Origin of the sequence: Pseudalkalibacillus salsuginis (genome assembly GCF_021646685.1) — a bacterium.
Classification (GTDB): Bacteria; Bacillota; Bacilli; order Bacillales; family Fictibacillaceae; genus Pseudalkalibacillus; species Pseudalkalibacillus salsuginis.
On sequence record NZ_JAKJHW010000002.1, the window covers coordinates 522,947 to 545,273 of the forward strand.

Below are 22,327 nucleotides of genomic sequence, written 5' to 3' on the forward strand. Positions count from 1 at the left end.
TATTTATACTTAAAAACGTTGCTTTTGTCAACGTTTGATTTAGAAAAATACATTACAGAACCTTACTGCTTAACTTTTCAACTTCACTAAATATAAAAAAAGCTGCCCTTATAGGAGACAGCTATCTACCTTTCAAATTATCATTCTTTTTTTAAAGAAGCTTTGCAAGATGTTTTTGACTATTATAGGATTCCAAAGGCGTCCCCTTTTTCAGTTTAGATACAAAGTCAGGGTTAGCCAGTAGTGGCCGGCCAAATGCTACAAGGTTAATGATATTCTTTTCAATTGCGTGATCTGCAAGAGATGGATTGAGATTTCCTACTCCAATGATCGGATCGTCCCAATACTTCCTCACAAGTTCATGTAATGTCTGGCCATTTTTCAGAATGCATCAATAAATGTTTGAATTGCAGCTTCTGGATCTTCCCACTTATAATCTGGAGCATCATCTTTCAATTCCGAAAACCGGACAATCGTTCTGTCAACCCCCGATTCTTCCATGACGGCATGAAGGACCTCTTTCATAAAGGTCAATCGTTGACCAAGATGCCCTCCGTACTCGTCTGTTCGTCTATTTGAAACTTCTGAATTGAACTGATCGATCAGGTACCCATGAGCCCCATGAACTTCTACGCCGTCAAACCCAGCTTGGATCGCATTTCTGGCCGCTTTTGCATATTGTTGTATCGTTTCTTTTATATCCTCTTTGGTCATTTCCTCTGGCATATCAAATGGCTCTCCATAGCGATGGACATGCCCTTCCGCTCTTATTGCTGATGGAGCTTGGGGTGGTAGGCCAGCTGACACTTTATGATGTGTAAGCCTCCCAACATGCCATAATTGGGCGATGATTGTGCCTTTTTCCTCGTGTACAGCATCCGTCACTCTCCTCCATCCCATTACCTGTTCATCCGTATATAAACCTGGGAGATTAAAAGTCCCCTTCGCACGAGGACTCGTTATGATCCCTTCAGTAATGATAAGGCCCACACCATCCCCAGCTCTTTTCTTGTAATACTCGACAACATCATTTCCAACTACTCCTGTTTTGTCATCCGCAAAACTGCGTGTCATAGGAGCCATGGTAATTCTATTTCTAAGTTTCCAGCCACCAATTTGGATTGGGCTTAGTAAATATGGATACATGTTCAGCATTGGATTTCCCCTCTTCATAATCGATTACACCAATAATAGAGAATTTCAGGGGATTTTCACAGGGAATATTCAATGAGATTCGAATAGTTCTGTTATAAAATAAAGGGAATAATAAATATCAGCGAATGATTTATAGGTTCTTAAGATGTGAGGAATTATTTCGTTCGAAATGAAAAGGAGGAAGGAAAGTGGATAAGACCGATAAGGATATTTTACTTACTCTTCAAGAACAAGCTCGCCTATCCATGACCGAATTAGGTAAGACGGTGGCCATGTCACAGCCAGCGGTGACAGAGAGAGTAAAAAGACTTGAAGAAAGTGAGGTGATTGACCATTATCGAGCAATTGTAAACCCTCATAAAGTGAATAGACACACAACTGCTTTCCTATTATTCCATACCAAGGATTGTGAAAAGTTCATTCAATTTTGTGAGGCATCAGATGATGTGATTGAATTGCATCGGATAAGCGGTCAATATAATTATTTGCTTAAGGTAGTCGCTGAATCCATGGAAACACTGGAATCCTTCATCAATGCAAGTGGAAAACACGGCGACTCTACAACTCTAATCGTTTTATCCTCACCTATTAAATTCAAAAACATTATGCCTATAATAAAGGAATAATGTTTTTCAGGAATTGATTAAAGTTGTTATGAATATGTTGACCATTTAGTTTGGTTCCCTTACCTTTTTTTCTTTTTGTAAAATCGATTGTCTTCCCCATATGATTAAACACACTTAAGAAAGCAGCGTCTGGCCAATGCTAGACACTGCTTTCTTATTACGATCGATTATTCACCCTTCATTTTCTTTACTTTATCCTGGTTATTCTCGACCCACTCACAGGCGACCTTCTCTGGGTCTTTCCCGTTTTCTTCAATTTCTACAATCATTTTCTCAACTTCATCAATCGAGATGTTCCAGTTGCTTAAGAATTCATACGCTTCTGGTGGGTTTTCTTTAAGATCTTTATTGGTAATGACGCGGCAGCCCTAGTTCTTCAAATTGTTTCAGGATTTCTTCGTACTAACCAGGCATGCCAGTGTCAACAAGGACATACGAATTGGAGTTTTCATTGTAGAGTACAGTCGGATGATAGATCCATTTTTCTTCAAATGGTAAGTTAAGCATATGAATTGTTTTTGTCATTTTTTGATCCAAGCAAATAGCTTGATCCACCTCCTCTTTTATGATCTGTCTATTTGACAGGAGTAAATTCAACTTAAACTTCTCATTCGTCTCCTTTTATTTCATCCAGTGCATTCATAGTCATCTTTTTTATCTTTTGGACTAAGTCATCCGCTTCTGCTGTCGTTAAGCCGGATGAAATCGTTTGAGTCCAATAATTCAGTTTGGTTTTAATAAAATTGCGCATCTCTAATCCTTTAGCAGTTAATGTGACCAAATACGCTCTACTGTCATTTGGATCACGGGTTCTTTTTACATAACCGAGTTTTTCAAGTCGTCCAATTGCACGCGCTGTAGCAGCTTTGTTAATAAATAGATTGGTGGACAGCCGCTCTTGGGAAATACCATCTTTTTCATACAGATTAACTAAAAAGATGTATTCAGATGAGTTAATATCGTAATCTTTTAACTCTCTGTTCAGGTAAATTTGAAATTGACGATGTAGCACGGAAATCCATCTGGCAATGCTTTCTTTTTTCACAAGTATGCTCCTTTTCGTATAGTATACTAGTCAACCATATGAAAGAATATACCATCAATTAAGTTGAGCAGTCAACTAAAACTGGTATTATATCGTTAAAAGCAGAAATCATTTTCGCATCCTAATCGGGGGATGTCCGCGACAAGTCCAAAAGCGGAGCGATAGATAGAAAAAATGTAAAACACAATGATATCATGGGATTATTTGCTCTTGTTAAAAAGACAAAAGAGAGCCAAATAGAGCCCTCTCTCATTCAAAAACCACAACATATTTTCATACATGTTAATACATGAAATTTATTAAGAACCATAGCCACCTAAACAGTTAGGAACGATTTCTGTTTTTCATAAGATCATACTTGAAGTGCAAAAGTTCGACTGCTTTGATAATATCCTTATCAGACATCAAATAAACAGATACCCAACCTGAATCAGGGTACATGTGGTGGGGTTGGGCGAATCCATTGGCAACCACTTCATCTCGTTTAGATTTTGGTAAAAATAGATCGATGAGATAATCTCCATGTATGTGACCAATTTCTTTGCCTTCAAAAATGAATTCAATTCCTCCGTATCGGTGATCTTGAACTGTTACTCCAGTCCAAGAAAGTAATTCATCCACTATGTCGTCCCTTCGAGTTACTGTCATCTTATCAGTCACCCTTCTCTGCCGTTGAGTCTGTTAATAAACACGCATGTCTCGTTCCAATATGCAAGTTCTCAAAAGAAAGATTACCAAATAATCCATAATGCTTAAATTCTATTTCAACCTTTTCAACCAAGAAGCAAGAGCCTTCCCAACCTCATCAGGTGCATCTTCCATTGGATAATGTCGTCCTGGCACTGTAATTTCTGTCTGCTCTGGCCAACTGCGACAAAAATCTAGGTGGGATTGTGGAGTTCTTCCATGTTCTGTATGGATGAATAGTTTTGGAATGGGACTTTGTGCTAACCAATTTCCATAAGCTGTGACAATTTCGGTCACATCCGCTGAATCGTCATCAAAAGGAAGTTGTCGCGCCCAAGATAACATCGGACGACGCCCTTCACCTGGTTCTATAAAGGGGCGGTGATACTGCGCCACCTCTTCCTCCGTCAACTCACGTAAAATATTAACGGGAAGATTGATATTGAGAAAGGAGTTTTGTTCCAGTACCATCTTTTCTCCTTCTGGAGATCGCAATGCTTGAAAGATCTTACGCCCTTGTTCTGGCATCTCGCTCCAGCTACGGGATTTGATAATCGCTTCCGTATAAACGATGCCGTCCACAGCACCAGGGTGACGCCTTGCCCAATCAAAGCCCAAAGCTGAACCCCAATCGTGTACTACGAAGGTGATATTTTTATAGATTCCAAGTTTGTTGAGAAGCTCATCGAGATATTTCCGATGCTCAACAAAGGTGTAGGAGTCCGGACCGCTAACCGGTAATTTATCGGAATCTCCCATCCCAATTAAATCAGGGGCAATGCAGCGCCCATATTCTTGTGCATAAGGAATAATGTTACGCCATAGATAAGAGGACGCGGGATTACCATGCAAGAAAACGATTGGATCACCACTTCCAACCTCTACATATGCCATTTCTAAATCGAAAACCTGTTGATGCTTTTTTTTGTAAGGAAATGCTCCACTAATCATATAACTCACCCTTCTATTCGGTGTATCTTGTTTTTAGTTGACTTGTCAACTTAATTGAAAGTATAGTCTTTTTTAATTGATAAGTCAACTATATATTTGCTTGTTATTAACATGACGGGTAGCAGCCATTCATCCACAAAAGTATTGGTCCATTCTTCCAAAGGCAGATAGAAATAATTCATTTGCGGTTAATAGCCTGGTACTGTGTTGATCAACTTAGGACCATTAGTTGTACGTAAAAGAATAGAGGGCTGCCCTTTAGAATATTCAATCAGGGAGATGGCCCCATCTTGTCTTTCGACTAAGGGATCGATTCTTACATTCGCTTCCTCAAAAGCAGAAACGATCTCTTTGGCGATATTGATCGACATATCGTTTGCCCGTATGATGATATCCAAATCACTTGTTTCCGTTATAGTCGGTTGACCGCTTGCCAATTCAAATCCGACACTCCCTGTCGGTCCCCAGGATAGCTGATACTGTTGGAGGACCGACTCAACCAGGTTCAATGCTTGAAAAACACCGAAATCTTCATAACAAGGATGGCTTCTCCATTTTTGCGCTGCAGCCAATTGTTCAGGTGTGATGCGTTCGGTTACATCACTTAAAGGGATGAATGCCCCGAATCTTTCCGTCCTCGTTTTTCCTCTAATACCAATCGGGACATCTCCATCGATGATCGGAGCCCGTCTTACCACAACGAATCGAACCTCTGATATAGACCTGGAAAGCCATTCAGGTACATTTTCTTTTTCGATCAAATGATTTCCCTCTTTGATTTTCAGCAAATCATGAGGCTGGATCACCATTGTTCCTCCAACCTTTTTCGAACCAAGATGGATGCTCTTCGTCCATCGTTTTGCGTGAAGCGATGTTCCAGACCCGTTGATCCACTTTTCACATCTCTGATCGCTTCATGAATCCTTTCCATGACGTTATCGGAATCTTCTTTGGTGGGGGTGTTTGCATCGACGCCATCAATAATGCCAAACAAAGCACCCAGCGTTGCAAACGAATGGATGTCATAGGCCATTGCAGGGACCTTTTCAGTCGCTTTTTCCAATTCTTCAATGGAACGGCGTGTGATTCTTGCAGCAGATTGCTTGGACATGACATGGACATTGACTGCTTCATCATTCAGTGCCAATATTCTGTTTGCCTGCATTCCGTGAGCCAAAAAGGCGCCTGAAATCGCCTTTCCGACAATGAGGCTGATGACAGGGTGGCCCGCCTGCCTTGCCGTTGCATAAGCATCTACTGCAGCTGCACATGATAGATGGATCCCCAGCAATTCTTCACGATAGCCATATGCCTGGCTTGGTACATCAACAATCGCAACGATTGCGCGCTTCTCTCCATGACGGTCTTCTTCAACCGCTTCACGGACACATTCAGCAATTGCCCACCCTTCCTCTAAGCCTACTTCTCCATTTCGGGCACGGGGAAATCGACTGTTCGGATTCGGGATGACGGCAATGAAGCGGGCTCTGTCTCCACCAATACCCTTGTCAGTCCATAATATCGACTGCACTTCCGCATGTTTCGATGAGGTACCAGCCAACGCTTCGAACCATCGTTGCCCTCTGCTATAGGAAGTTTCTCCATTTTTGGGTTCATGAAATGCGGATGTTTGCTGAACAGGTTTTCCTTCCGCAATCTGTTTCCAGAGCTCCCTCATCTCGATAGGCTGCATTTTATAAGAAGGATCCGTTGCTTTTAAAAGGGTTTGATAACGTGCAACCTGGGTGCTTCGCGGTTTTTCCGTTTCGGGTTTATCAAATACAGCATGAATGGCCTCTTTCATTGAAGGAATATCATCTTCGACCAACATGTCTGCAAGACCAGTTACCACCCTCTGTTCTCCGCCAATCGTTTGCCAGACCTGTTGTCTGTTTTGTGAGTCGAATTCTTCAAGTCCTGCTTCCTGCTCGATGACTTCGGGACCATTCAACGCCAAACGAGCTTCACGGGTCATGATCAATTTACTGAATAATCCTGCTGTAATCGACATTCCACCAAATGAACCGATTTTTCCAGGAATCAGCCCGACAACTGGTGTGTAATTTCGCAGTTCAATGATGGCAGAGCCAATTTCTGCGATTGCTAGCAGTCCATAATTGGCTTCCTGCAGACGAACGCCACCTGTATCGAAAATGAGGATCGGACGTACAGGGATCCCATTTTTATTGTCCCGCAATGCTAACTCCAATGCCCCGGCAATCTTCGCCCCTGAAACCTCTCCGATCCCGCCGCCTTGAAAGTCGCCCTCGATTGAAATGATGACGGCAGGTTCACCTTTTATGTAACCTTTTGCTACAACCACGCCATCATCACTTTGAGGAACAATCCCTTGTGCCGCCAAATGAGGAGATTCCAGTTGTTCAAAAGGTCCGAGCAGTTCCCGGAACGTCCCTTCATCTAAAATGGCCTTTGCTCTGCTGCGGGCATCCAACTCTACTAAACTAGTTTTCAAGTTGTTCAACGTCATTCTGGCTCACCTCCAATGCTTGAGCTAATCGTAACTTGACCACTCCAGGTGTAGCGCCGAAATCATTGATCTTGATGTTGGCTGCCACATCATTTTCCTCGAAAAACCTTTCAAGGACATTCTGCCAGGTTCGGTCAAAACCTGTTGTGCCTGTCCTCACTGTCAATTTCACAAAGGGTTCTTCTGAAGGCTCCAGTAAAATCTCCAAATCACCTGAACCAACTACTCCGACATGCGCACGTTTCGTCAACCGTCTAGTCGCAGGAAATTCAAGATGAATCGTATTCATTTCTACACCTCCACTAAATTTACACGTTTCCATGTTTCTGTTCGTTTTTGATCAATACTGTCAAGAAACAGGGCTGCTGCTAATAAATCAGCACTTCCGCCAGGGGAGACCTTATATTCCATCAAGGCCTGGTCAAGTTCCTTCAGCGCCTGCCACCCTTCTGATGTTGAAACTCCCCCGTTGTCTATGACTTTCAGGGCTGCCGATTTCGTTACATCCAATGCTTTCTTTCCACCCCTATGGAGGATGCATGTATCATCGACATGGGCATATAAAGTGATCAACGTTTCCAGCCTGGAACGTCTTTCTGACAATCCTTTATGCCGTGCATGATACAATGCCGGTAGAGCAATTTTGATTACATGCGGGAAACCGAGCTGAGCTTCACCCTTTGCCCCAGGCACACCATAGCGTCGTTTGGCAACTGACCCATTGGTGGGAATATCAGGCGCGTATCGATCTTCCATTCCAGCGATCTTCCCTGCGGTGATTGCAATCTGTTTGACATCCGTTCTAGACGAATGGATTGCTGCACTTGCAACAAGCAACCCGATCGCCCAGATCGCTCCTTTATGTGTGTTGACACCTCCTGTCGTCTGCATCATCGTTTCTTCACCATTTCGTCCGATCACGGCGATTTTTTCGCGGAGTTGTTGTGTTGGCTCTTGACGGAAGGCCACGTATCCAATTTCCTCGAAGGTAGGGTATAAAGCATGTGCAGACTTGATCATAAGGTTGAAATCCATATCTGTGTGTGTTCCATTATCCTGTTGATCGACAAGCCCTGGCTTTGGTGTCAGTTCAGCTTCATCCACTAAAGCTTTGACGGCCAGGTCGGCCAATTCTTTACTGCATTCATCTGCATACCATGTCATTTCCTCACTCCTCACCAACTCCGGAATTTTGCAGGTGGTTCATACAATCCATCAGACCATTCAACAAGTTCTTCCACACTTTTAGCGGCTAAAAGTGAACGCTTCGCTTCTGTCCTTCGGATCCCAAGATCTTCAGGTAAAGCAACAAGCCCATTTTCTCGTAGTTTTCTCGTACGCTTTGTGTCATGTTCTAATCCAATTGGCGTTACGCCAGCCACAGCGGCAATTGCTTCCCGGCGTTCTTCCAAACTTGTTGCTTTGTACAGATAAGCGATCCCTTCTTCTGTGACTACATGCGTTACATCATCCCCATAGATCATTACAGGAGTTGTAGCCAGATCAGCTTCTCTCCCCACATCTATTGCATCCAGGGATTCCACGAAAACAGGCGAATTTCCGGATTGGAAAGTCTCAACGACTTGGACGACGAGCTTTTTCCCTCTGGCAAGTGGATCATCAGAGGTCATCATATTCAGCCAGGCTGGGGTCGAATGTCTTCTTCCCCTTGGATCATGTCCCATATTCGGTGCCCCGCCGAACCCTGCCAGACGCCCTGACGTGACGGTTGAAGAATTTCCATCACGATCGATTTGAAGCGTAGATCCGACAAAAAGGTCGACAGCATACTGACCGGCTAACTGTGAAAGGGTCCGGTTCGAGCGTAGACTTCCATCTTTTCCAGTGAAGAACACGTCCGGCCTAGCCGCGATATAGTTCTCCATTCCTACTTCCCCACCGAAACAATGGATGCTTTCGACCCAACCACTTTCAATTGCAGGTATGAGCGTCGGATGCGGATTTAACGCCCAATGCCTGCAGATCTTTCCTTTAAGGCCTAGCTGTTCGCCATATGTCGGTAACAATAATTCGATCGCCCCGGTGTTGTAACCGATTCCATGATTAAGCGACTGGACGTCATGCCGCTCATAAACCCCTCGAATCGTCATCATCGCCATCAGGATCTGGAGTTCCGTAATATGACGTGGATCCCTTGTGAATAAAGGTTCCAGTACGAGAGGTCGATCCGCCACAACAACAAAATCGATCCATGTACCGGGGATGTCTACTCGTGGTAACTCATCCACCAATTCGTTGACCTGTGCGATGACGATTCCATCTTTAAATGCAGCCGCCTCCACGAGCGTTGGTGTTTCCTCTGTATTAGCCCCTGTATAAAGGTTTCCTTCCTGATCCGCTTTTTCTGCAGCAACGAGTACCACCGATGGAATCAGGTCCACGAACAATCGACTGTATAACTCTAAGTATGTATGGATTTCCCCCATTGTCAGCTTTCCATCTTCCAGCATTTGTGCTATTCGCAAGCTTTGAGGTCCCGCATAGGCAAAATCCACTTTGTTTGCAATTCCTTTTTCAAACAGGTCCAAATGCTCAGGACGTGAAATACTGGACATGATCATATGTAAATCATGGATTTTTTTTGGATCCACCTCATTGAGGGCAGAAGAAAGAAATGAGGCCTGTTTCTGATTATTCCCCTCCAGAACGACGCGATCTCCCGGTTTGATCAATTTTTCCATAGCCTCGACGATTCGATCTGTCGGTATGACCTTTCCTGACGCGATTCCCGCAATACCAGCAACACGTTCCGCTTTAGCATCTCGTTTCGTTGTCCATGAACGACCTTTCGTCATTTGATTCAATCCAGTCATTTTACATCCTTCCTTTCAACTTTTTAAAATCTGTTCATTGTCACATCTGCCGGATCTGTTCAGTCAACATTTTCGCTGAATGCAAACCGCTGGCTGAAACAGCAAGCGAACGGGCTGTGGGAAAAGACTGGCAGACCAGATCTGTCAATACACGTCCAGGCATCAACTCGATAAATAATCGAGCACCCAGTTCATAATATAAGGAAATGACCTCATGCCAACGGACAGGGTGCGCTACACTGGAAGCTAAGTCCTCCTTTATCGCTTCGGCATCACGTAAAGGCCTGGCATTTCTGTTCCCTGCATAAGGTATGGAAGGATTCCTGAATGGGATGGGTTTTAAAGACTGATCCAGCTTCTCGGCTACAGTTCCCATCAACGGACAGTGTGATGGGACATTGACATTCAGACGCTCAGCCTTCCTTGCCCCCTTGTTCCTCATCACTTCCAATGCCCGATCCACACCTGAAAGCGAGCCGGAAACCGTAAACTGATCATCCGAGTTCACGTTAGCCAGATACACTGGTCCGTCCTCTGTCTTTTCCTTCTCAATGATCTCTTCCACTTTTCTCTTTGTGAGACCTGAAATCACGCCCATTCCATATCCGGTTGGATAGGCTTCCTCCATCCACTCTCCTCTTCGTTTCACGATGGATATAGCATCCCGGAACTCCATTACACCTGCCACTACAGCAGATCCGAACGCTCCCACAGAGTGACCTGCCACCATATCCGGCTTTACCCCTTCTGCTTTCAAGGCTCTGGCAGTTGCTATACCAGTAACCAACAAACATACCTGCACATTCCGATTCGAATTCAACCTATCTTTGTTATCTAGCTGGTTTACATCTTCATCAAGCACATCACTTGCTTCATCGATTGTACGCCTGATAACTGGATGATCCGGTAAATTGCTGATCATGTCAGGTTCCTGGGAGCCTTGTCCTGGAAACAAGAAAGCTACCTTCACTTTTATCACTCTTCTCATCATCAGTTTTTGATTGTCGTCTGTCGACAATGTTCACAAAAACACAATCCAGGTGTTTCTATTCGATATCACCTGGAACACTGGGAAACATGCTATGATTTCTTCTCATCCAGTCTGCCCTGTTGAAATAAACAATTCCGGACGTTCAAGATTACATCTCGATTATGCTGATTCAATACATCCGTCGCTTCTTGGATTTTATTTTTTTTCAGCATATCTATGATAATCGCATGCTCTTTAAGGGACTTCTGTATCTTTCCTTCAGTCCCGAAAGAAAGGTTCTGAATTCTCAACAGAGGCAGCTTCAGTTTTGAATACATTTTTTTTATGACGTCACTCTTGCTGCTTTTTATAAGGCCCATATGAAATGAATGATTGAGCTGCGTATATTCGTCAACCTCAACCCCATCTTGCATTTTTGCAAGGATCGATTTCATCTCTTCAAGGATTTTCGCATCTACACCATATTCAGCTATCCGGTTCATCGCCATAGATTCCAACATTGTTCTGATTTCCAACAGATCATATATCTCGGTTTCACTATACGCTTTTACGACTGCCCCTTTCCGAGGGATCCGTTCTACCAGTCCTTCAATCGTCAGCAGGAATATCGCCTCTCTTACAGGAGCCCGACTGGTTCCATATTGTTCTGCATATGTACTTTCAATCAGCTTCTCTCCAGGATTCAACTCACCAGTAATGATTTGTTCTGTAATATGTTCTGCAATATGATTGGATAACGCATTATTGCTTAAATCGATTCTTCCCATCATGTGGCCCTCCCGTATATCGATCGTTTGGTCGACTGTCGATTTAAATTATAACATCCTGATTATCCATTATTCAATATTTTTAGAAAATTTAAAAAAGGATTTGATTTTTTAACCCATCCCCTTTATGATGAGTGATATAAATTGTCGACAGTTGATTGCCGTCTGTATATTTTTTGGAAGCGCTTACCTTTTTAAAAAAATACCCCATTGATTACTTCATAGATGACAACACACTTGGAAAAAATTTCACCTGGTTTGGCAAAGCCTTGACGAAGGCTGAGACTTAGCTGCACTGATACTTCGTTCGTAAACTTTTCTGCTATGTCGGTTAGCTGCATCGCTGAAAAGTTATACTTTCTTAACGTATAAAAAAAGGAAGAAAGGTGTGAAATCGTTGGTTATTTATGGAGTTTCGTTATTAGCATTGTGTATGTTGACAGGTGCATTCATCGGAGATTTGTTAGGAAGCATTCTTGGAATCGAAGCAAATGTAGGTGGCGTCGGGATCGCCATGTTGATCCTTGTATTGGCAGTCGATCATTTGAAGAAGAAAAAGAAATTGACGGTCAAATCACAAGAAGGTGTGGCATTCTGGAGCGCAATGTACATACCGATCGTCATTGCTATGGCAGCTCAACAAAACGTTTTCGGTGCCATTGATGGAGGACCTCTTGCCATCCTTGCAGGAGTTGCTGCTGTTTTTGTCAGTTGGGCATTGGTCCCGCTTTTAAGCAAAATCGGAAAGGAAAAACAGAACACGATTGGCGATGAATTGATTGGAGGCAGCGATCATGTTCGAGATGCTAAGTGATGTTTTTAAAGAAAATGGGCTTATTCTTTCATTTGCGTTAGTCGGTGTCGTCATGTACTTCTCCTACTTGTTCTCAGATAAGCTGACAAAAGGAAGGCTTCATGGGTCGGCAATTGCAATCATTGTCGGGTTGATTCTCGCTTACATCGGAGGAGTCACAACAGGTGGAGAGAAAGGATTATCTGATATCGGAATCTTTACTGGCATCGGATTGATGGGAGGGGGAATGCTTCGGGACTTTGCAATCGTTGCGACGGCTTTTGGGGCTAACATCGAAGAAATTAAAAAAGCCGGATTCACCGGCGTTCTCTCCCTTTTTCTTGGTGTAGTGGTATCCTTTGTTGTAGGTGTAGCCATTGCTTTAGCATTCGGGTATACCGATGCAGTCAGCTTAACTACTATTGGAGCGGGAACTGCAACATACATAGTCGGACCCGTAACTGGTACTGCATTAGGAGCGAGTTCAGAAGTCATTACCTTAAGTATTGCAGCGGGACTCGTAAAGTCTATCCTGACCATGATCGGCACACCTTTCATTGCTAAGTATATTGGTCTGGATAACCCTCGTTCAGCTATCGTATACGGAGGGCTTATGGGAACGACAAGCGGTGTTGCAGGAGGATTGGCGGCAACCGATCCGAAACTGGTTCCTTATGGAGCGATGACAGCAACCTTTTATACAGGATTAGGATGTCTCATGGCTCCCTCAATATTATTCATCATTACTAGATCCATATTTGGATGAAAGGAAAAAAACTATCGATCTAATAGCGGGTTCGGATTTAAAATCGAATTCACATAGGAACCCCAATCCTATGCACATTTTAACAGACAAATACGCAATCGAAGCTCTTTTTCACTGGTTTTAAGGTGGGGTCACTCTATTTAAACTACCTGTTCAATCATAGTGGCTAAACCGCGAAAACACGACTTTAAAATGCCAAACGAGCCTTAGAAACGATTCTGGAGGCTCGTTTTTCTTTAACCATTTTTAAAATTGTCCTTTGGGCTGTACCCTCTATTACAAAAATGCGATTTTAAATATAAAACACTGCTTCAAAACGACTCGAAATCCTTTTTTGACTAAGGCTTTCTAAAAGATTCATTGTTTCCATAATCATATTGTTATCGCGGCAACAATCCCAGCTTCTCAAAAAAATATCATTCAATTGTTCATTTAGTTTTTACTGAGATAGCTGGAGAAATATTGATAACCCGACAATCTTCCAGGTCATTTTCCTTTAAAATACCAAGGTTAACCGCTGCTTTCATTTTGTCTATATCCGGTTTTTTCACCATTAAATCTTCTAATTTTAGTTCCTCTAATTTCTCTACCGTCTTCTCTTCATTAAATTTCTCAATAGTTCTAACTTGCCTTTGTAATATGTAATCCCCAGCTGTTAATTGCCCTTTAACATTTTCGCCTACCGTCTCATCAAAGTAATTATGGAATTGCTTTTTCATTTCCTTCATTGCAGATTCAATTTCCTTTTTCTTTTGATTAAGCCTATAAAATTTTTCAAGCATTGCTTCTGTTACTTGATATTCACCCATCCTTATACACCCCATATAAACTAGATATATCATTTTATGGGGTTAATAAATGATATATGACTAAAAATAATTAGGGTTATAAAAGTAAACTGAATATGATTCCTCAACGATTTGGGCATAAAAATTTCATTTTTCCAAAACAAAATATCTTTCGGTTAACGATTTGATGGCCACGACCCTTGCATTTTTCTTAATTGAATTATTTGGCCTGTATGATAAGCATCATGAAGCATGATGTCCAGTAATTTCCCCTCAAGTGAATTTTGATCTAGCTCTCTATCGGAAATTGTACTCAATACCTGTCTTAAATTGCGTTGAGCGTTTTCGGAACGTTCAACGATTTTCATCCATTCCTGATCATCATTAGATTGATCGGTAAGATAAAAGGTTTCATCACCGTCGAGATTATTTGTCCATTCACGGCCTTCCAAGTTTGCAGCAAGTCTCTCTTTGTAATAAATAAGATGATTAACGTTCTCCCAAATGGTTTTCGTTGTCTCTCCAGATGGTTTCCAGATAGCCTGTTCGGCTGTAAGTCCTTCTATAGCATCTTTAAACGGTGCATACCAACTCTCCTTATCGAATGTTGAATCTAGTACGTTTAAAAGTAAGTTAATTCGTTTCAAAGTCATCTCCTCCTTGAATGTTTAGAATTCCAAAAACCAAATAAACCATTTCGGCAAATATTTTGACTATTCCCCTCCCAAGGAATGAGACATCCTACTGAAGTTCGATACGCATCACGACCCGGCGTTTGGTAGGTCTTGATACCTCACAGAAACCAGCTGCAATGAAGGCGTTGTGAGCACCAACATGAAGCTCACCCCATGGCATTTCTTGTCTTGGCAAAGTGATCATTGGATACCCTTCAATGGCACGGGCACCGCTCTTCCAGGAAAAGTCCACGGCAGTTCGTGTTAAGGAGTAAGTGATCTCACGTCCGAATATAACTTCGACTTGCTTAAAGAATATCCCTTTTACCTTTAATTATATGCAATTATTCAATAATCCTTCCCAACCTTGGGATAGCCAGAGTGATACCTTGTTTAGGGATTGTGTGAACTAAGAAAACAAAAAACAAGAAATCACTTTAAACTACTGGATATAAACATTGAGGCATCTTGATTCATAAAAATACGATTTCCATGATAGAATGTCTTAATTTCAATTGATTTAAATCCAACTTCGGATAATCTTTTTTTCAGTTCTTCATGCGAAAAACCGTTATGAACTTTCGGATGATTTATTTTATCGTTTTTGTCAAAATCAATAATAATGAGCTTGCCACCACTATTTAAAATGTTGAACAATTCTTGTAAAATTTTTTTGGTATCCGGAATATGAAGAAGGACTAGTGACAGTAAAACTATGTCTGCCTTAAGTTCAGGAGTTTCTTGAGTAAAATCTGAATAAAGTACTTTTGAGTTGGTAATTCCTTTGTGAGAAATTTTAGCTTTCGCAACCTCCAACATTTGTTTTGATGAATCTACCAACAAAATAGAATCCACTAAATCTGATAATTCTAAACTAATTAGACCAGTACCACTCCCATAGTCTATTAAAGATTTTGATTTACTATTTCGTAATTCTGGTCTTACTTCCTTAACTATAACTTTAGCTAATTCAATTCTTTCTTCTGTATCATATCTTTTTGCCATCTGTTCAAAAACGTTATTTTCCATATTCCACTCTCCTATTTATTAAAAATTAAAGCTGCATAGTGGTCATTATAGTCAAAAATCAAAATCTTAAGGCACGATTCCCCCCTAAAACCCTTTCGTATAGATCCCGGTGGGCGCGGAAAATCTACATAAATAATCTCGTATATTCCTTTCTTATCGAAGCAAATGTTAGATTGCCTAAGTATAATATTCTCCTCTGCTTATGTCATTTGTTGTTCCACTAAACTGCCCGTCGTATTATAAGGTTAACCAGAATGCTAGATATTTCTGGTTGACCATTTTTTATATGGTCTTATTATAACAGTAGCCGGGTAGAACGTAACTGCCCGTGGGACTTAGATCCCGTCCGTTAACCCGTTGATCTCTCATAGAGCTAAAAGTGCTAGTTTACGGAAAGTTAAAACCGATGCCAACGATGCTTATCGTCTTTGCGAGCTTTATTACAAAGAAGATTTAGAACCCTATAAAAGACGTGGTATTCAACTCTTAAACCTGCGTAACCTTACAAGACAACATGAGGATATGACGGGAATATATGTCCAAAACAAGCTGCAATTTCAAGCAGTACTGGATCAAATCTTTCCTGAATACAAAGGAGTTTTTGGTGACTTATATTCGGTAGTGTCTTTGCTTGTTTTAAAAGAATTCCCTGCATCAGAAGATATTTTAGCCGTTAGTGAAGATACGTTGGCAAATAAAATCAAGGAATTCTGTAAAAGGCGTTCAAAGAAATGGGCAGAAGAGAAAGCTCAAAAACTTAAGGAAGCAGCAGCACGGAATCCATTCCAAAAGACACTCTATCAAAGTCATTTACTGAGTCTTTAGTATGTATATTCATATGCTTCTTCAATACAAAGAGCATCTATCAGAGTTGGAGGCTGAGATAGATACTCTCGCAAAGGAAATTGAAGAATATAAGATTATCCAATCTATCCCTGGTATCGGAGAAAAAATCGCTGCAACGATCATTTCTGAAATTGGGGAAATTGATCGGTTTAATCACCCCAAAAAGCTTGTTGCATTCGCAGGAGTTGATCCAGAAGTGTTTGAATCAGGTAAATTTAAAGCTACTCTCGTTCGAATTACAAAACGTGGATCAAGTAGGTTACGGCACAAGTCATTACCATGCCACAGGGGATTGTCTTGTACGCCAAGTTCAAGAATCTATTGCCACTTCTGAATCAAATAATTTGCATCAGTTTTCAAAACGTCATAGGCATCCTCAGAAATCAATTCATGTTCTTTCTAATGGGTCAGCAACAGTTTAAAACCTTTTATGTGCGTAACTAGCCCTTCATATCAGCTACTGGTTGTCCCCTTGATCAATCCCGTTGTCTTCCCGAATGAGTTCAAAGTACTGGTCACCTCGTACAACTTTATAATCCGATCCTAACGACTTGGCAACCTCCTCAATTTCCGAAGGGGTGATCGACCAAGACAACATTCCCATTGAGATGAACATCGGTGACATTCCATCCCATTCGGCAGATGCTTCAGCAATGACTTTCTTTGCTTGCCCCACAGTGCTGGCAGAGAGCAAAGTCGACTGTGGCAGCTTGCCATTCAGGATCGAAGTTTCACTGGAATTCCCCCAACCGAGGAAAATTCCATTTGGATCAATATAATCGATATAGTCTTGCGCTTCCGATTCCGATAATGGTAAATTCTGACCATCAACACGGTTAAGCGCATATATAATGTCCATACCAGTAAGGTCCATATACTTGTTTGTTTGCTTAGCATATATGCTGAAAGTGTCATCTGGCCACGGTGTAGGATAAATATAACCAGCACCTGAAGGGCCTGCGATTAAAAGATCATTTTTCGTTGCTGTTTGTTGGTAATAGCTTAGAATTGAAGGAGCTGCATCATATAGAAGCGGATTGATTGACCAGTTAATTGGCACACTTCCTCTTTCCTCATCATCCCAAAGTAGTCTTAACTTATGTTGTGTGTACTGCAGGTTGTCTCCTTCTCCCAAAGTAAATGTGACGTAAATTTTATTATCAAGTTCCGGGGCAGGAACAGGCTTTTGTTTTTTAACTTTTCCCTTCGTTCCCGAAAAGACAGTCATATTGTTAAACCAATCAGCAGGAATTACAGGGACACTATGCCTGGAAAGAAGTTCTGTTGAGCTAAACTCTCCTGCAACATCGTTTGAGAACCATCCTAAATAAGGTGTGTTTGGTTCGACATCTGACAGGATGCGCTCAAACAATTCCTTTTCTTCTGGCACATTTGAATCGAGCCAGAATACCATTGCGCGATTAGCAACCGCATAATCTCTTAAATAACCATACGGTTCAGTTATCTCCGATGATGCAGGCTGAACATCTGATGCAGAGACCTTAAACTCATTCCACATATCTACCGAGACAAGCAGTTCCTGAGTACCTTCAGGTGGATTAAATTTATAGACGAAGTAAGCGCCAGCATCCGCCCAACGATGTCCGCCGAAGCGCTCATCCGCATTTGATTGGTTGCGGTCATATAAAAAAGCCTCTTCTTCTGATGTTCCCGGTGTAAACTGAGCAATGATTTGTCCATCTGCTTTTACTGTTACCTGATGAACTGCAGGACCCCATCCATCATCCGAAAAGGAATCTTGAAAACGAAGATAGACTGCTTCTTTCCCAAGGAACTCGGATAAATCCAGATCATATACATCACGGTTTGAGTTATCTGTTATTCGCTCTTCTTCCTGAATAATGGTTTGAAAATCGTCCCAATTGTCATCAGGTAAATCAACACTTCTGGTCGGATTAAGACCGACTAGCATTCGGTGTGTCGTCTCTGACCAAAGGTTCTCAAACTGCCATTCATATGCATCCATACTGTCTTTGAAACGCCCGCGTAAGTCTTCAACAACTGTTAAATTGTAAGGGGCTTCTTTAAGCTCTTCAGCGAGTTCAGGACTGGCTACAACAGCATTTTTCAATCCTGCCATCGTTGTGGCTACATTAACTGTATCCTCAACTTCTGGATCATAGATGATGATACCGGATACCTCATCCTTATATTTCAATAAAAGATTCCGTGGACTTTTCATTGTATAAGGGACTTTTAAATCGTTTAGCCACGTATACTTCCCTTCCTCTTCATTTTCGATAAGATAAATTCTTGGTTTTTCGCGATTCACGATTCCTTGTAATGTAGCAAATAACAGCTTCTCATCGCCCGTGCTCGATAACAGGTTAACGACATCGAGATGCTTCACCTTTTCAAAAGTAGGTAGAGCCTGGCTATCAGGCCATTTAATACTTTTATTTTTCACAAATTCTAAAATCGCGGAATCAGCATAAGTAGTGGTAGATGTTAATACTAAGAGTAATGTCATACTCAGCAATAAAAGTTTTCGAAACATTTTTTCCTCCTTAATTCTGATTGGTCGCAATAAATAAATTAACTATTTCTTCTGAAGAAAGCCATCACTTACGTTCACCTCATCTTCTAAACTATTAATTACTTAGCCGAGCTACAAATATGTATTTTGCACGAGTGAGTCACCTCCTCAGATCAAATTAACTGGCTATAATACGTTTGATATCAAACTCTAGAGGTTAAGTTTTTAAAAAATGCATACTTTTGTTTTGTTTTTAAGGAAATTATTCTGAGAGGAAATTTAAGTTTTCATCACTTGCAAAAGAACAAGAATAAAATTTTTCTACAATTATTTGTATATTTGATATATATGATTATACTTAATGATTCAATTATGTCAATACAAATATTAGTAATAGTTAAAATTATCTGAATTTTTCAGTGGGAACTAGATGCTTTTAACCAACAAGCGTCACATTACTATGAGATGAGGGAACCGAAAAACCTTTTCTAGAATTCAAAAATTGTACAAAAAGACGAATCAAAATATTTATAAATAAATTTTGATTCGCCTTTTATGATGGATTGTTTACTCGTTCTTTTTACCTATTGATTTAAGTATTCGTTTTTAAATTAATATTGACATCGCCCCTTGCGTTTCCATGTTAACAGACTGAAATGACTTAACGTCACATCCCTGCCTATGTTTTAATTCGCTCATCTCGGCTTCTACTTATACCGGATTCGGTAGGTACCAACACTAGTGTGATACCAACGGGGATTCATTTTTTAAAAGTCTTACAAAGGGCGGTCGATTCATTAACAATTATTTTAGATTGAAGCATTTTCCTTTTATAATCAGAAGTTTTTTTGTTTCGATTATTAAGCAATTGGACCAATATTTTTGCGGCTTCTTGACCCATTTCCTGCTCAGATTGGGAAATGTGAGTATAAACACCAAAATCATCGTACCCAGACGATGGATCATCAAAGGTTAGAATGGATATATCTTCGGGGACATGTAAGCCAATAAATTTTGCCAGTCGGGATATATGAATCCCCAGTCTTGCATTTAATGTTATATAAGCGGAGGCAGATTGTTGCTTCATAAACTGATACAACGGGGATTTATCATCCAAGTTTCCATAATCCACTTGAAAATCAGTTAATATTAAAGAGGGATCAATCATCGCTTCTCTTTCTTTGAGTGCATCCATATAACCCTTAATACGGTCTTCTACTGATTTTGTTGGAAGCGCAGAATCGGAACAGATCGCAATGTTTCGATGCCCTAAATCCCATAAGTGAGAAACAGCCAGTTTTGCCCCATCGACATTATCAGAACCTACAAAATTCGTTTCCACCCCGGGCAAATAACGATCGATAAGCACAAAGTCAAAGCCACGAACCTTCAGTTCCAAAATATCATCATTGTAAACCTCTGCATCAACCGGGAAAATAAGTAAACCTACCGCCTGTAATCGAATCAGTTCTCTAATCGCCTCTCGTTCTTTTTCTTTAGAATTGTCAGTTAGCATAATCACGAGGTAATAGTCCGAATCTGCAAGAACCTCTCTCACACCTTTTATTAATCTTATCGCAAAAAAGTCCTCCATAGAAGGCATGATTAGACCAATCATTTTTTTTCGATGGGATAAATTCTTAGTAAATATTTCAGTTGATTCATCCAGCAAAGACTCTTCCACTTGAGAATCAGTCACGCCTTTTTTAGATAATTCATGAATCCCTCCTTGCACAAAGCTTCCTTTTCCTGGAATTCGATAAATCCAACCTTCTTTTGCTAATTTAGACAGTGCCTTAGCAACTGTAATCCGACTAACATTAAATTTCTTCATAATCTCTCGCTCAGGTGGAATCAGTTCGTGTTCCAAAAGCTTTTCCAAAGAGATTTGACTTTTATAATATTCATGTATTTGTAAATAGAGTGGTTTTCTTGAATTATGCTGCATTTACTATAACCTCCTACCTCCACAATAATTCCTTTATATCATTATGTCAATAATATCATTTGGAGTTCGTCGAGACGATAAAACAATAAAACATCTTTGTGTCTTGACAACGGCCTTACCATATTCCCACTGCTGTAGATATCGTTTTCTTCACCTCTGCTTGTTGTATAGGCCGCGTAGCTGTAACTTTTTTCTTTCCATGCTTATAAGCCTCTATCATATGGAATCCCGATCTTTCAAGGTCGTCCTTTGATTTTAATGCTGTATTAATACCTTCTCTTTGCCGTTTTCAAATGCGATCGTTCCTCCTGGACCATCCATGAAGAAATTTGTAATACGAGGTCTTCAATAAATGTAACCATGCTGTCTTTATCACAGATGGTATCCAGCAATGACTGTCTAACACAATTATATCAGCCTTCATATATTTCGTAATGGCCTGTTGGATAAACCAGCACGTATTTAAAGAAGCTCCTGCTTTTATCACTTGATCAAGTCATACGGGAGGAGTAAATGCCAAAGCTTTTTATAAAATATTAATGTTCTCGATCGTTGCTAGAAATAGCTGTTGGAAGATGTCTGGATTGATCGCATTGAGTCGTCGTGACAGCTGTGAAACACGAATTGAATCTAGATTCGTACCGATTTGAAGCTGGTCATCGAAAAGACAATACCAACCGATAGAAGCAGCATAAATTGATGGAGCTACCCCATTTCAAACTTTCCGTTATATTATACTTCCTCTATTAAAGCCTATTATTTGGATTGCTAAAAATCTTGCTCAAATGGAGGAAGAGCTTAATCGTATTCGAAATGGAACAAAATATTACGGAAAAAGGAAAGCAAGTATGAAAAAAAACAATCCCAAAAAGTAGAGATAAATCTTCAATTAACAGAAGTAGAAACACGGGTTCTTATTGATCAACAATTACGTGATGCTTGGTGGGAGGGGCTGAAGGATAGTATGGTCTGAACTAAGCATCATTTTTAGCGAAATTTAAACTTAGATGATTGTTAGAGATCAGGAGGAGTTTTATACGAAAGATAAGTTGATTGCAATACAGGTTGGTAATGTTTCTTTCGTGGATGAAGGAAAAGAGGAAGTATCTTGATAAAGTCACTATAATGACTAATTTCTACAGGTCTTGAGTGGCTCGGTAAAAAGGAGAAAAGGAATTTAAATGAATCTCCATCAATATATACAGCTTCTTCTGGCTCACCAGTTTTTATAAGCAACAACTCTACCCTCTTCTGCCACCCAAAGATATTTTAAATCTATCCCTAACCTTTCTAATGCCCATCTTGTTAAATAAACAAAGTGTTTAAGGATGTTGAATTTAGATTCTGAGCATAAACGTTATACGGCTCTCCAGAAGGTACTGTCAATGTATTATGAAAACTATGGTTTTTTAGAACTTCTGATAAGTACCAATTAGCCACTT

21 protein-coding genes and 3 pseudogenes are annotated in these 22,327 nt (G+C 40.8%); 4 read left to right on the forward strand and 20 right to left on the reverse strand.

Going from position 1 to position 22,327, the window contains the following annotated elements; translation table 11 throughout:
• Window positions 1–151 precede the first annotated feature (151 nt).
• Window positions 152–1,134, reverse strand: a pseudogene (locus L1611_RS07620) (oxidoreductase); the annotation flags it as partial.
• 209 nt (window positions 1,135–1,343) lie between these two features.
• On the opposite strand from L1611_RS07620, the gene L1611_RS07625 reads away from it, so the two are divergent.
• Window positions 1,344–1,781, forward strand: coding sequence for an Lrp/AsnC family transcriptional regulator (locus L1611_RS07625; RefSeq protein ID WP_236312492.1), 438 nt, complete (start codon window positions 1,344–1,346; stop codon window positions 1,779–1,781).
• A gap of 167 nt (window positions 1,782–1,948) precedes the next feature.
• Here L1611_RS07625 and L1611_RS07630 read toward each other — a convergent pair whose 3' ends face one another.
• The 12 genes from L1611_RS07630 to L1611_RS07685 form a co-directional block, all read right to left on the reverse strand.
• On the reverse strand, window positions 1,949–2,137 hold the full coding sequence (locus L1611_RS07630; RefSeq protein WP_236312854.1) for a glycine betaine ABC transporter substrate-binding protein: 189 nt from the start codon (window positions 2,135–2,137) through the stop codon (window positions 1,949–1,951).
• A 46-nt stretch (window positions 2,138–2,183) separates the two neighbouring features.
• Complete coding sequence (locus L1611_RS07635) at window positions 2,184–2,378, reverse strand: hypothetical protein (protein WP_236312493.1); 195 nt, start codon at window positions 2,376–2,378, stop codon at window positions 2,184–2,186.
• Window positions 2,379–2,388: 10 nt separating this feature from the next.
• Window positions 2,389–2,826, reverse strand: coding sequence for a MarR family winged helix-turn-helix transcriptional regulator (locus L1611_RS07640; protein ID WP_236312494.1), 438 nt, complete (start codon window positions 2,824–2,826; stop codon window positions 2,389–2,391).
• Window positions 2,827–3,150: 324 nt separating this feature from the next.
• Entirely contained in the window at window positions 3,151–3,474 is a 324-nt protein-coding gene (locus L1611_RS07645; RefSeq protein WP_236312495.1) for a luciferase domain-containing protein, read from the reverse strand.
• Between the two features lie 111 nt (window positions 3,475–3,585).
• Window positions 3,586–4,464 (reverse strand): haloalkane dehalogenase, encoded by an 879-nt coding sequence (locus L1611_RS07650; protein WP_236312496.1) that lies wholly within the window; start codon window positions 4,462–4,464, stop codon window positions 3,586–3,588.
• Window positions 4,465–4,652: 188 nt separating this feature from the next.
• Entirely contained in the window at window positions 4,653–5,270 is a 618-nt protein-coding gene (locus tag L1611_RS07655) for a malonate decarboxylase holo-ACP synthase (protein WP_236312497.1), read from the reverse strand.
• Window positions 5,267–6,952, reverse strand: a complete 1,686-nt coding sequence (gene mdcD / locus L1611_RS07660; RefSeq protein WP_236312498.1) for a biotin-independent malonate decarboxylase subunit beta — start codon at window positions 6,950–6,952, stop codon at window positions 5,267–5,269. Before mdcD ends, L1611_RS07655 begins: the two co-directional genes overlap by 4 nt.
• Window positions 6,927–7,241: a malonate decarboxylase subunit delta gene (locus tag L1611_RS07665; protein WP_236312499.1), complete on the reverse strand. Its 315-nt coding sequence runs from the start codon at window positions 7,239–7,241 to the stop codon at window positions 6,927–6,929. Before L1611_RS07665 ends, mdcD begins: the two co-directional genes overlap by 26 nt.
• 2 nt (window positions 7,242–7,243) lie before the next feature.
• Complete coding sequence (locus L1611_RS07670) at window positions 7,244–8,116, reverse strand: triphosphoribosyl-dephospho-CoA synthase (protein ID WP_236312500.1); 873 nt, start codon at window positions 8,114–8,116, stop codon at window positions 7,244–7,246.
• 11 nt (window positions 8,117–8,127) lie between these two features.
• Window positions 8,128–9,786 carry a malonate decarboxylase subunit alpha gene (gene mdcA, locus L1611_RS07675; RefSeq protein ID WP_236312501.1) on the reverse strand — a complete coding sequence of 553 codons (1,659 nt, stop codon included), beginning with the start codon at window positions 9,784–9,786 and terminating at the stop codon, window positions 8,128–8,130.
• 40 nt (window positions 9,787–9,826) lie between these two features.
• Window positions 9,827–10,756, reverse strand: coding sequence for a malonate decarboxylase subunit epsilon (gene mdcH / locus L1611_RS07680; protein WP_236312502.1), 930 nt, complete (start codon window positions 10,754–10,756; stop codon window positions 9,827–9,829).
• Window positions 10,757–10,866: 110 nt separating this feature from the next.
• Window positions 10,867–11,544 (reverse strand): GntR family transcriptional regulator, encoded by a 678-nt coding sequence (locus tag L1611_RS07685; RefSeq protein WP_236312503.1) that lies wholly within the window; start codon window positions 11,542–11,544, stop codon window positions 10,867–10,869.
• Between the two features lie 397 nt (window positions 11,545–11,941).
• Between L1611_RS07685 and madL the strand changes: the two genes are divergently transcribed.
• Both madL and madM read left to right on the forward strand, forming a co-directional pair.
• Window positions 11,942–12,358, forward strand: coding sequence for a malonate transporter subunit MadL (madL, locus tag L1611_RS07690; RefSeq protein ID WP_236312855.1), 417 nt, complete (start codon window positions 11,942–11,944; stop codon window positions 12,356–12,358).
• Window positions 12,339–13,103 carry a malonate transporter subunit MadM gene (gene madM, locus L1611_RS07695; protein ID WP_236312504.1) on the forward strand — a complete coding sequence of 255 codons (765 nt, stop codon included), beginning with the start codon at window positions 12,339–12,341 and terminating at the stop codon, window positions 13,101–13,103. The genes madL and madM overlap by 20 nt, the downstream gene beginning before the upstream one ends.
• 428 nt (window positions 13,104–13,531) lie before the next feature.
• On the opposite strand, the gene L1611_RS07700 is transcribed toward madM, so the two are convergent.
• From L1611_RS07700 to L1611_RS07715, 4 genes are all read right to left on the reverse strand, one after another.
• Entirely contained in the window at window positions 13,532–13,912 is a 381-nt protein-coding gene (locus L1611_RS07700) for a hypothetical protein (protein WP_236312505.1), read from the reverse strand.
• 155 nt (window positions 13,913–14,067) lie between these two features.
• Complete coding sequence (locus L1611_RS07705) at window positions 14,068–14,538, reverse strand: DinB family protein (protein WP_236312506.1); 471 nt, start codon at window positions 14,536–14,538, stop codon at window positions 14,068–14,070.
• 94 nt (window positions 14,539–14,632) lie between these two features.
• Window positions 14,633–14,770, reverse strand: a complete 138-nt coding sequence (locus L1611_RS07710; protein WP_236312507.1) for a hypothetical protein — start codon at window positions 14,768–14,770, stop codon at window positions 14,633–14,635.
• A gap of 227 nt (window positions 14,771–14,997) precedes the next feature.
• On the reverse strand, window positions 14,998–15,594 hold the full coding sequence (locus L1611_RS07715) for a class I SAM-dependent methyltransferase (protein WP_236312508.1): 597 nt from the start codon (window positions 15,592–15,594) through the stop codon (window positions 14,998–15,000).
• 348 nt (window positions 15,595–15,942) lie between these two features.
• Here L1611_RS07715 and L1611_RS07720 point away from each other — a divergent pair.
• Window positions 15,943–16,708 (forward strand): annotated as a pseudogene (locus tag L1611_RS07720) (IS110 family RNA-guided transposase); the annotation flags it as partial.
• 189 nt (window positions 16,709–16,897) lie between these two features.
• Here the strand turns inward: L1611_RS07720 and L1611_RS07725 are convergent.
• The 3 genes and pseudogenes from L1611_RS07725 to L1611_RS07735 all read right to left on the reverse strand — a co-directional run.
• Window positions 16,898–18,958 (reverse strand): GxGYxYP domain-containing protein, encoded by a 2,061-nt coding sequence (locus L1611_RS07725; RefSeq protein ID WP_236312509.1) that lies wholly within the window; start codon window positions 18,956–18,958, stop codon window positions 16,898–16,900.
• Between the two features lie 739 nt (window positions 18,959–19,697).
• Window positions 19,698–20,885: a GntR family transcriptional regulator gene (locus L1611_RS07730; RefSeq protein ID WP_236312510.1), complete on the reverse strand. Its 1,188-nt coding sequence runs from the start codon at window positions 20,883–20,885 to the stop codon at window positions 19,698–19,700.
• Between the two features lie 535 nt (window positions 20,886–21,420).
• Window positions 21,421–21,555, reverse strand: a pseudogene (locus L1611_RS07735) (IS4 family transposase); the annotation flags it as partial.
• Between the last annotated feature and the right edge of the window lie 772 nt (window positions 21,556–22,327).

Coding starts and splice junctions, on each gene's coding strand:
- L1611_RS07645 (WP_236312495.1), bottom strand. CDS start 3,474: ATGACAGTAACTCGAAGGGACGACATAGTGGATGAATTACTTTCTTGG.
- L1611_RS07650 (WP_236312496.1), bottom strand. CDS start 4,464: ATGATTAGTGGAGCATTTCCTTACAAAAAAAAGCATCAACAGGTTTTC.
- mdcD (WP_236312498.1), bottom strand. CDS start 6,952: ATGACGTTGAACAACTTGAAAACTAGTTTAGTAGAGTTGGATGCCCGC.
- L1611_RS07665 (WP_236312499.1), bottom strand. CDS start 7,241: ATGAATACGATTCATCTTGAATTTCCTGCGACTAGACGGTTGACGAAA.
- L1611_RS07670 (WP_236312500.1), bottom strand. CDS start 8,116: ATGACATGGTATGCAGATGAATGCAGTAAAGAATTGGCCGACCTGGCC.
- mdcA (WP_236312501.1), bottom strand. CDS start 9,786: ATGACTGGATTGAATCAAATGACGAAAGGTCGTTCATGGACAACGAAA.
- L1611_RS07685 (WP_236312503.1), bottom strand. CDS start 11,544: ATGGGAAGAATCGATTTAAGCAATAATGCGTTATCCAATCATATTGCA.
- madM (WP_236312504.1), top strand. CDS start 12,339: ATGTTCGAGATGCTAAGTGATGTTTTTAAAGAAAATGGGCTTATTCTT.
- L1611_RS07700 (WP_236312505.1), bottom strand. CDS start 13,912: ATGGGTGAATATCAAGTAACAGAAGCAATGCTTGAAAAATTTTATAGG.
- L1611_RS07710 (WP_236312507.1), bottom strand. CDS start 14,770: ATGATCACTTTGCCAAGACAAGAAATGCCATGGGGTGAGCTTCATGTT.
- L1611_RS07715 (WP_236312508.1), bottom strand. CDS start 15,594: ATGGAAAATAACGTTTTTGAACAGATGGCAAAAAGATATGATACAGAA.
- L1611_RS07725 (WP_236312509.1), bottom strand. CDS start 18,958: ATGTTTCGAAAACTTTTATTGCTGAGTATGACATTACTCTTAGTATTA.
- L1611_RS07730 (WP_236312510.1), bottom strand. CDS start 20,885: ATGCAGCATAATTCAAGAAAACCACTCTATTTACAAATACATGAATAT.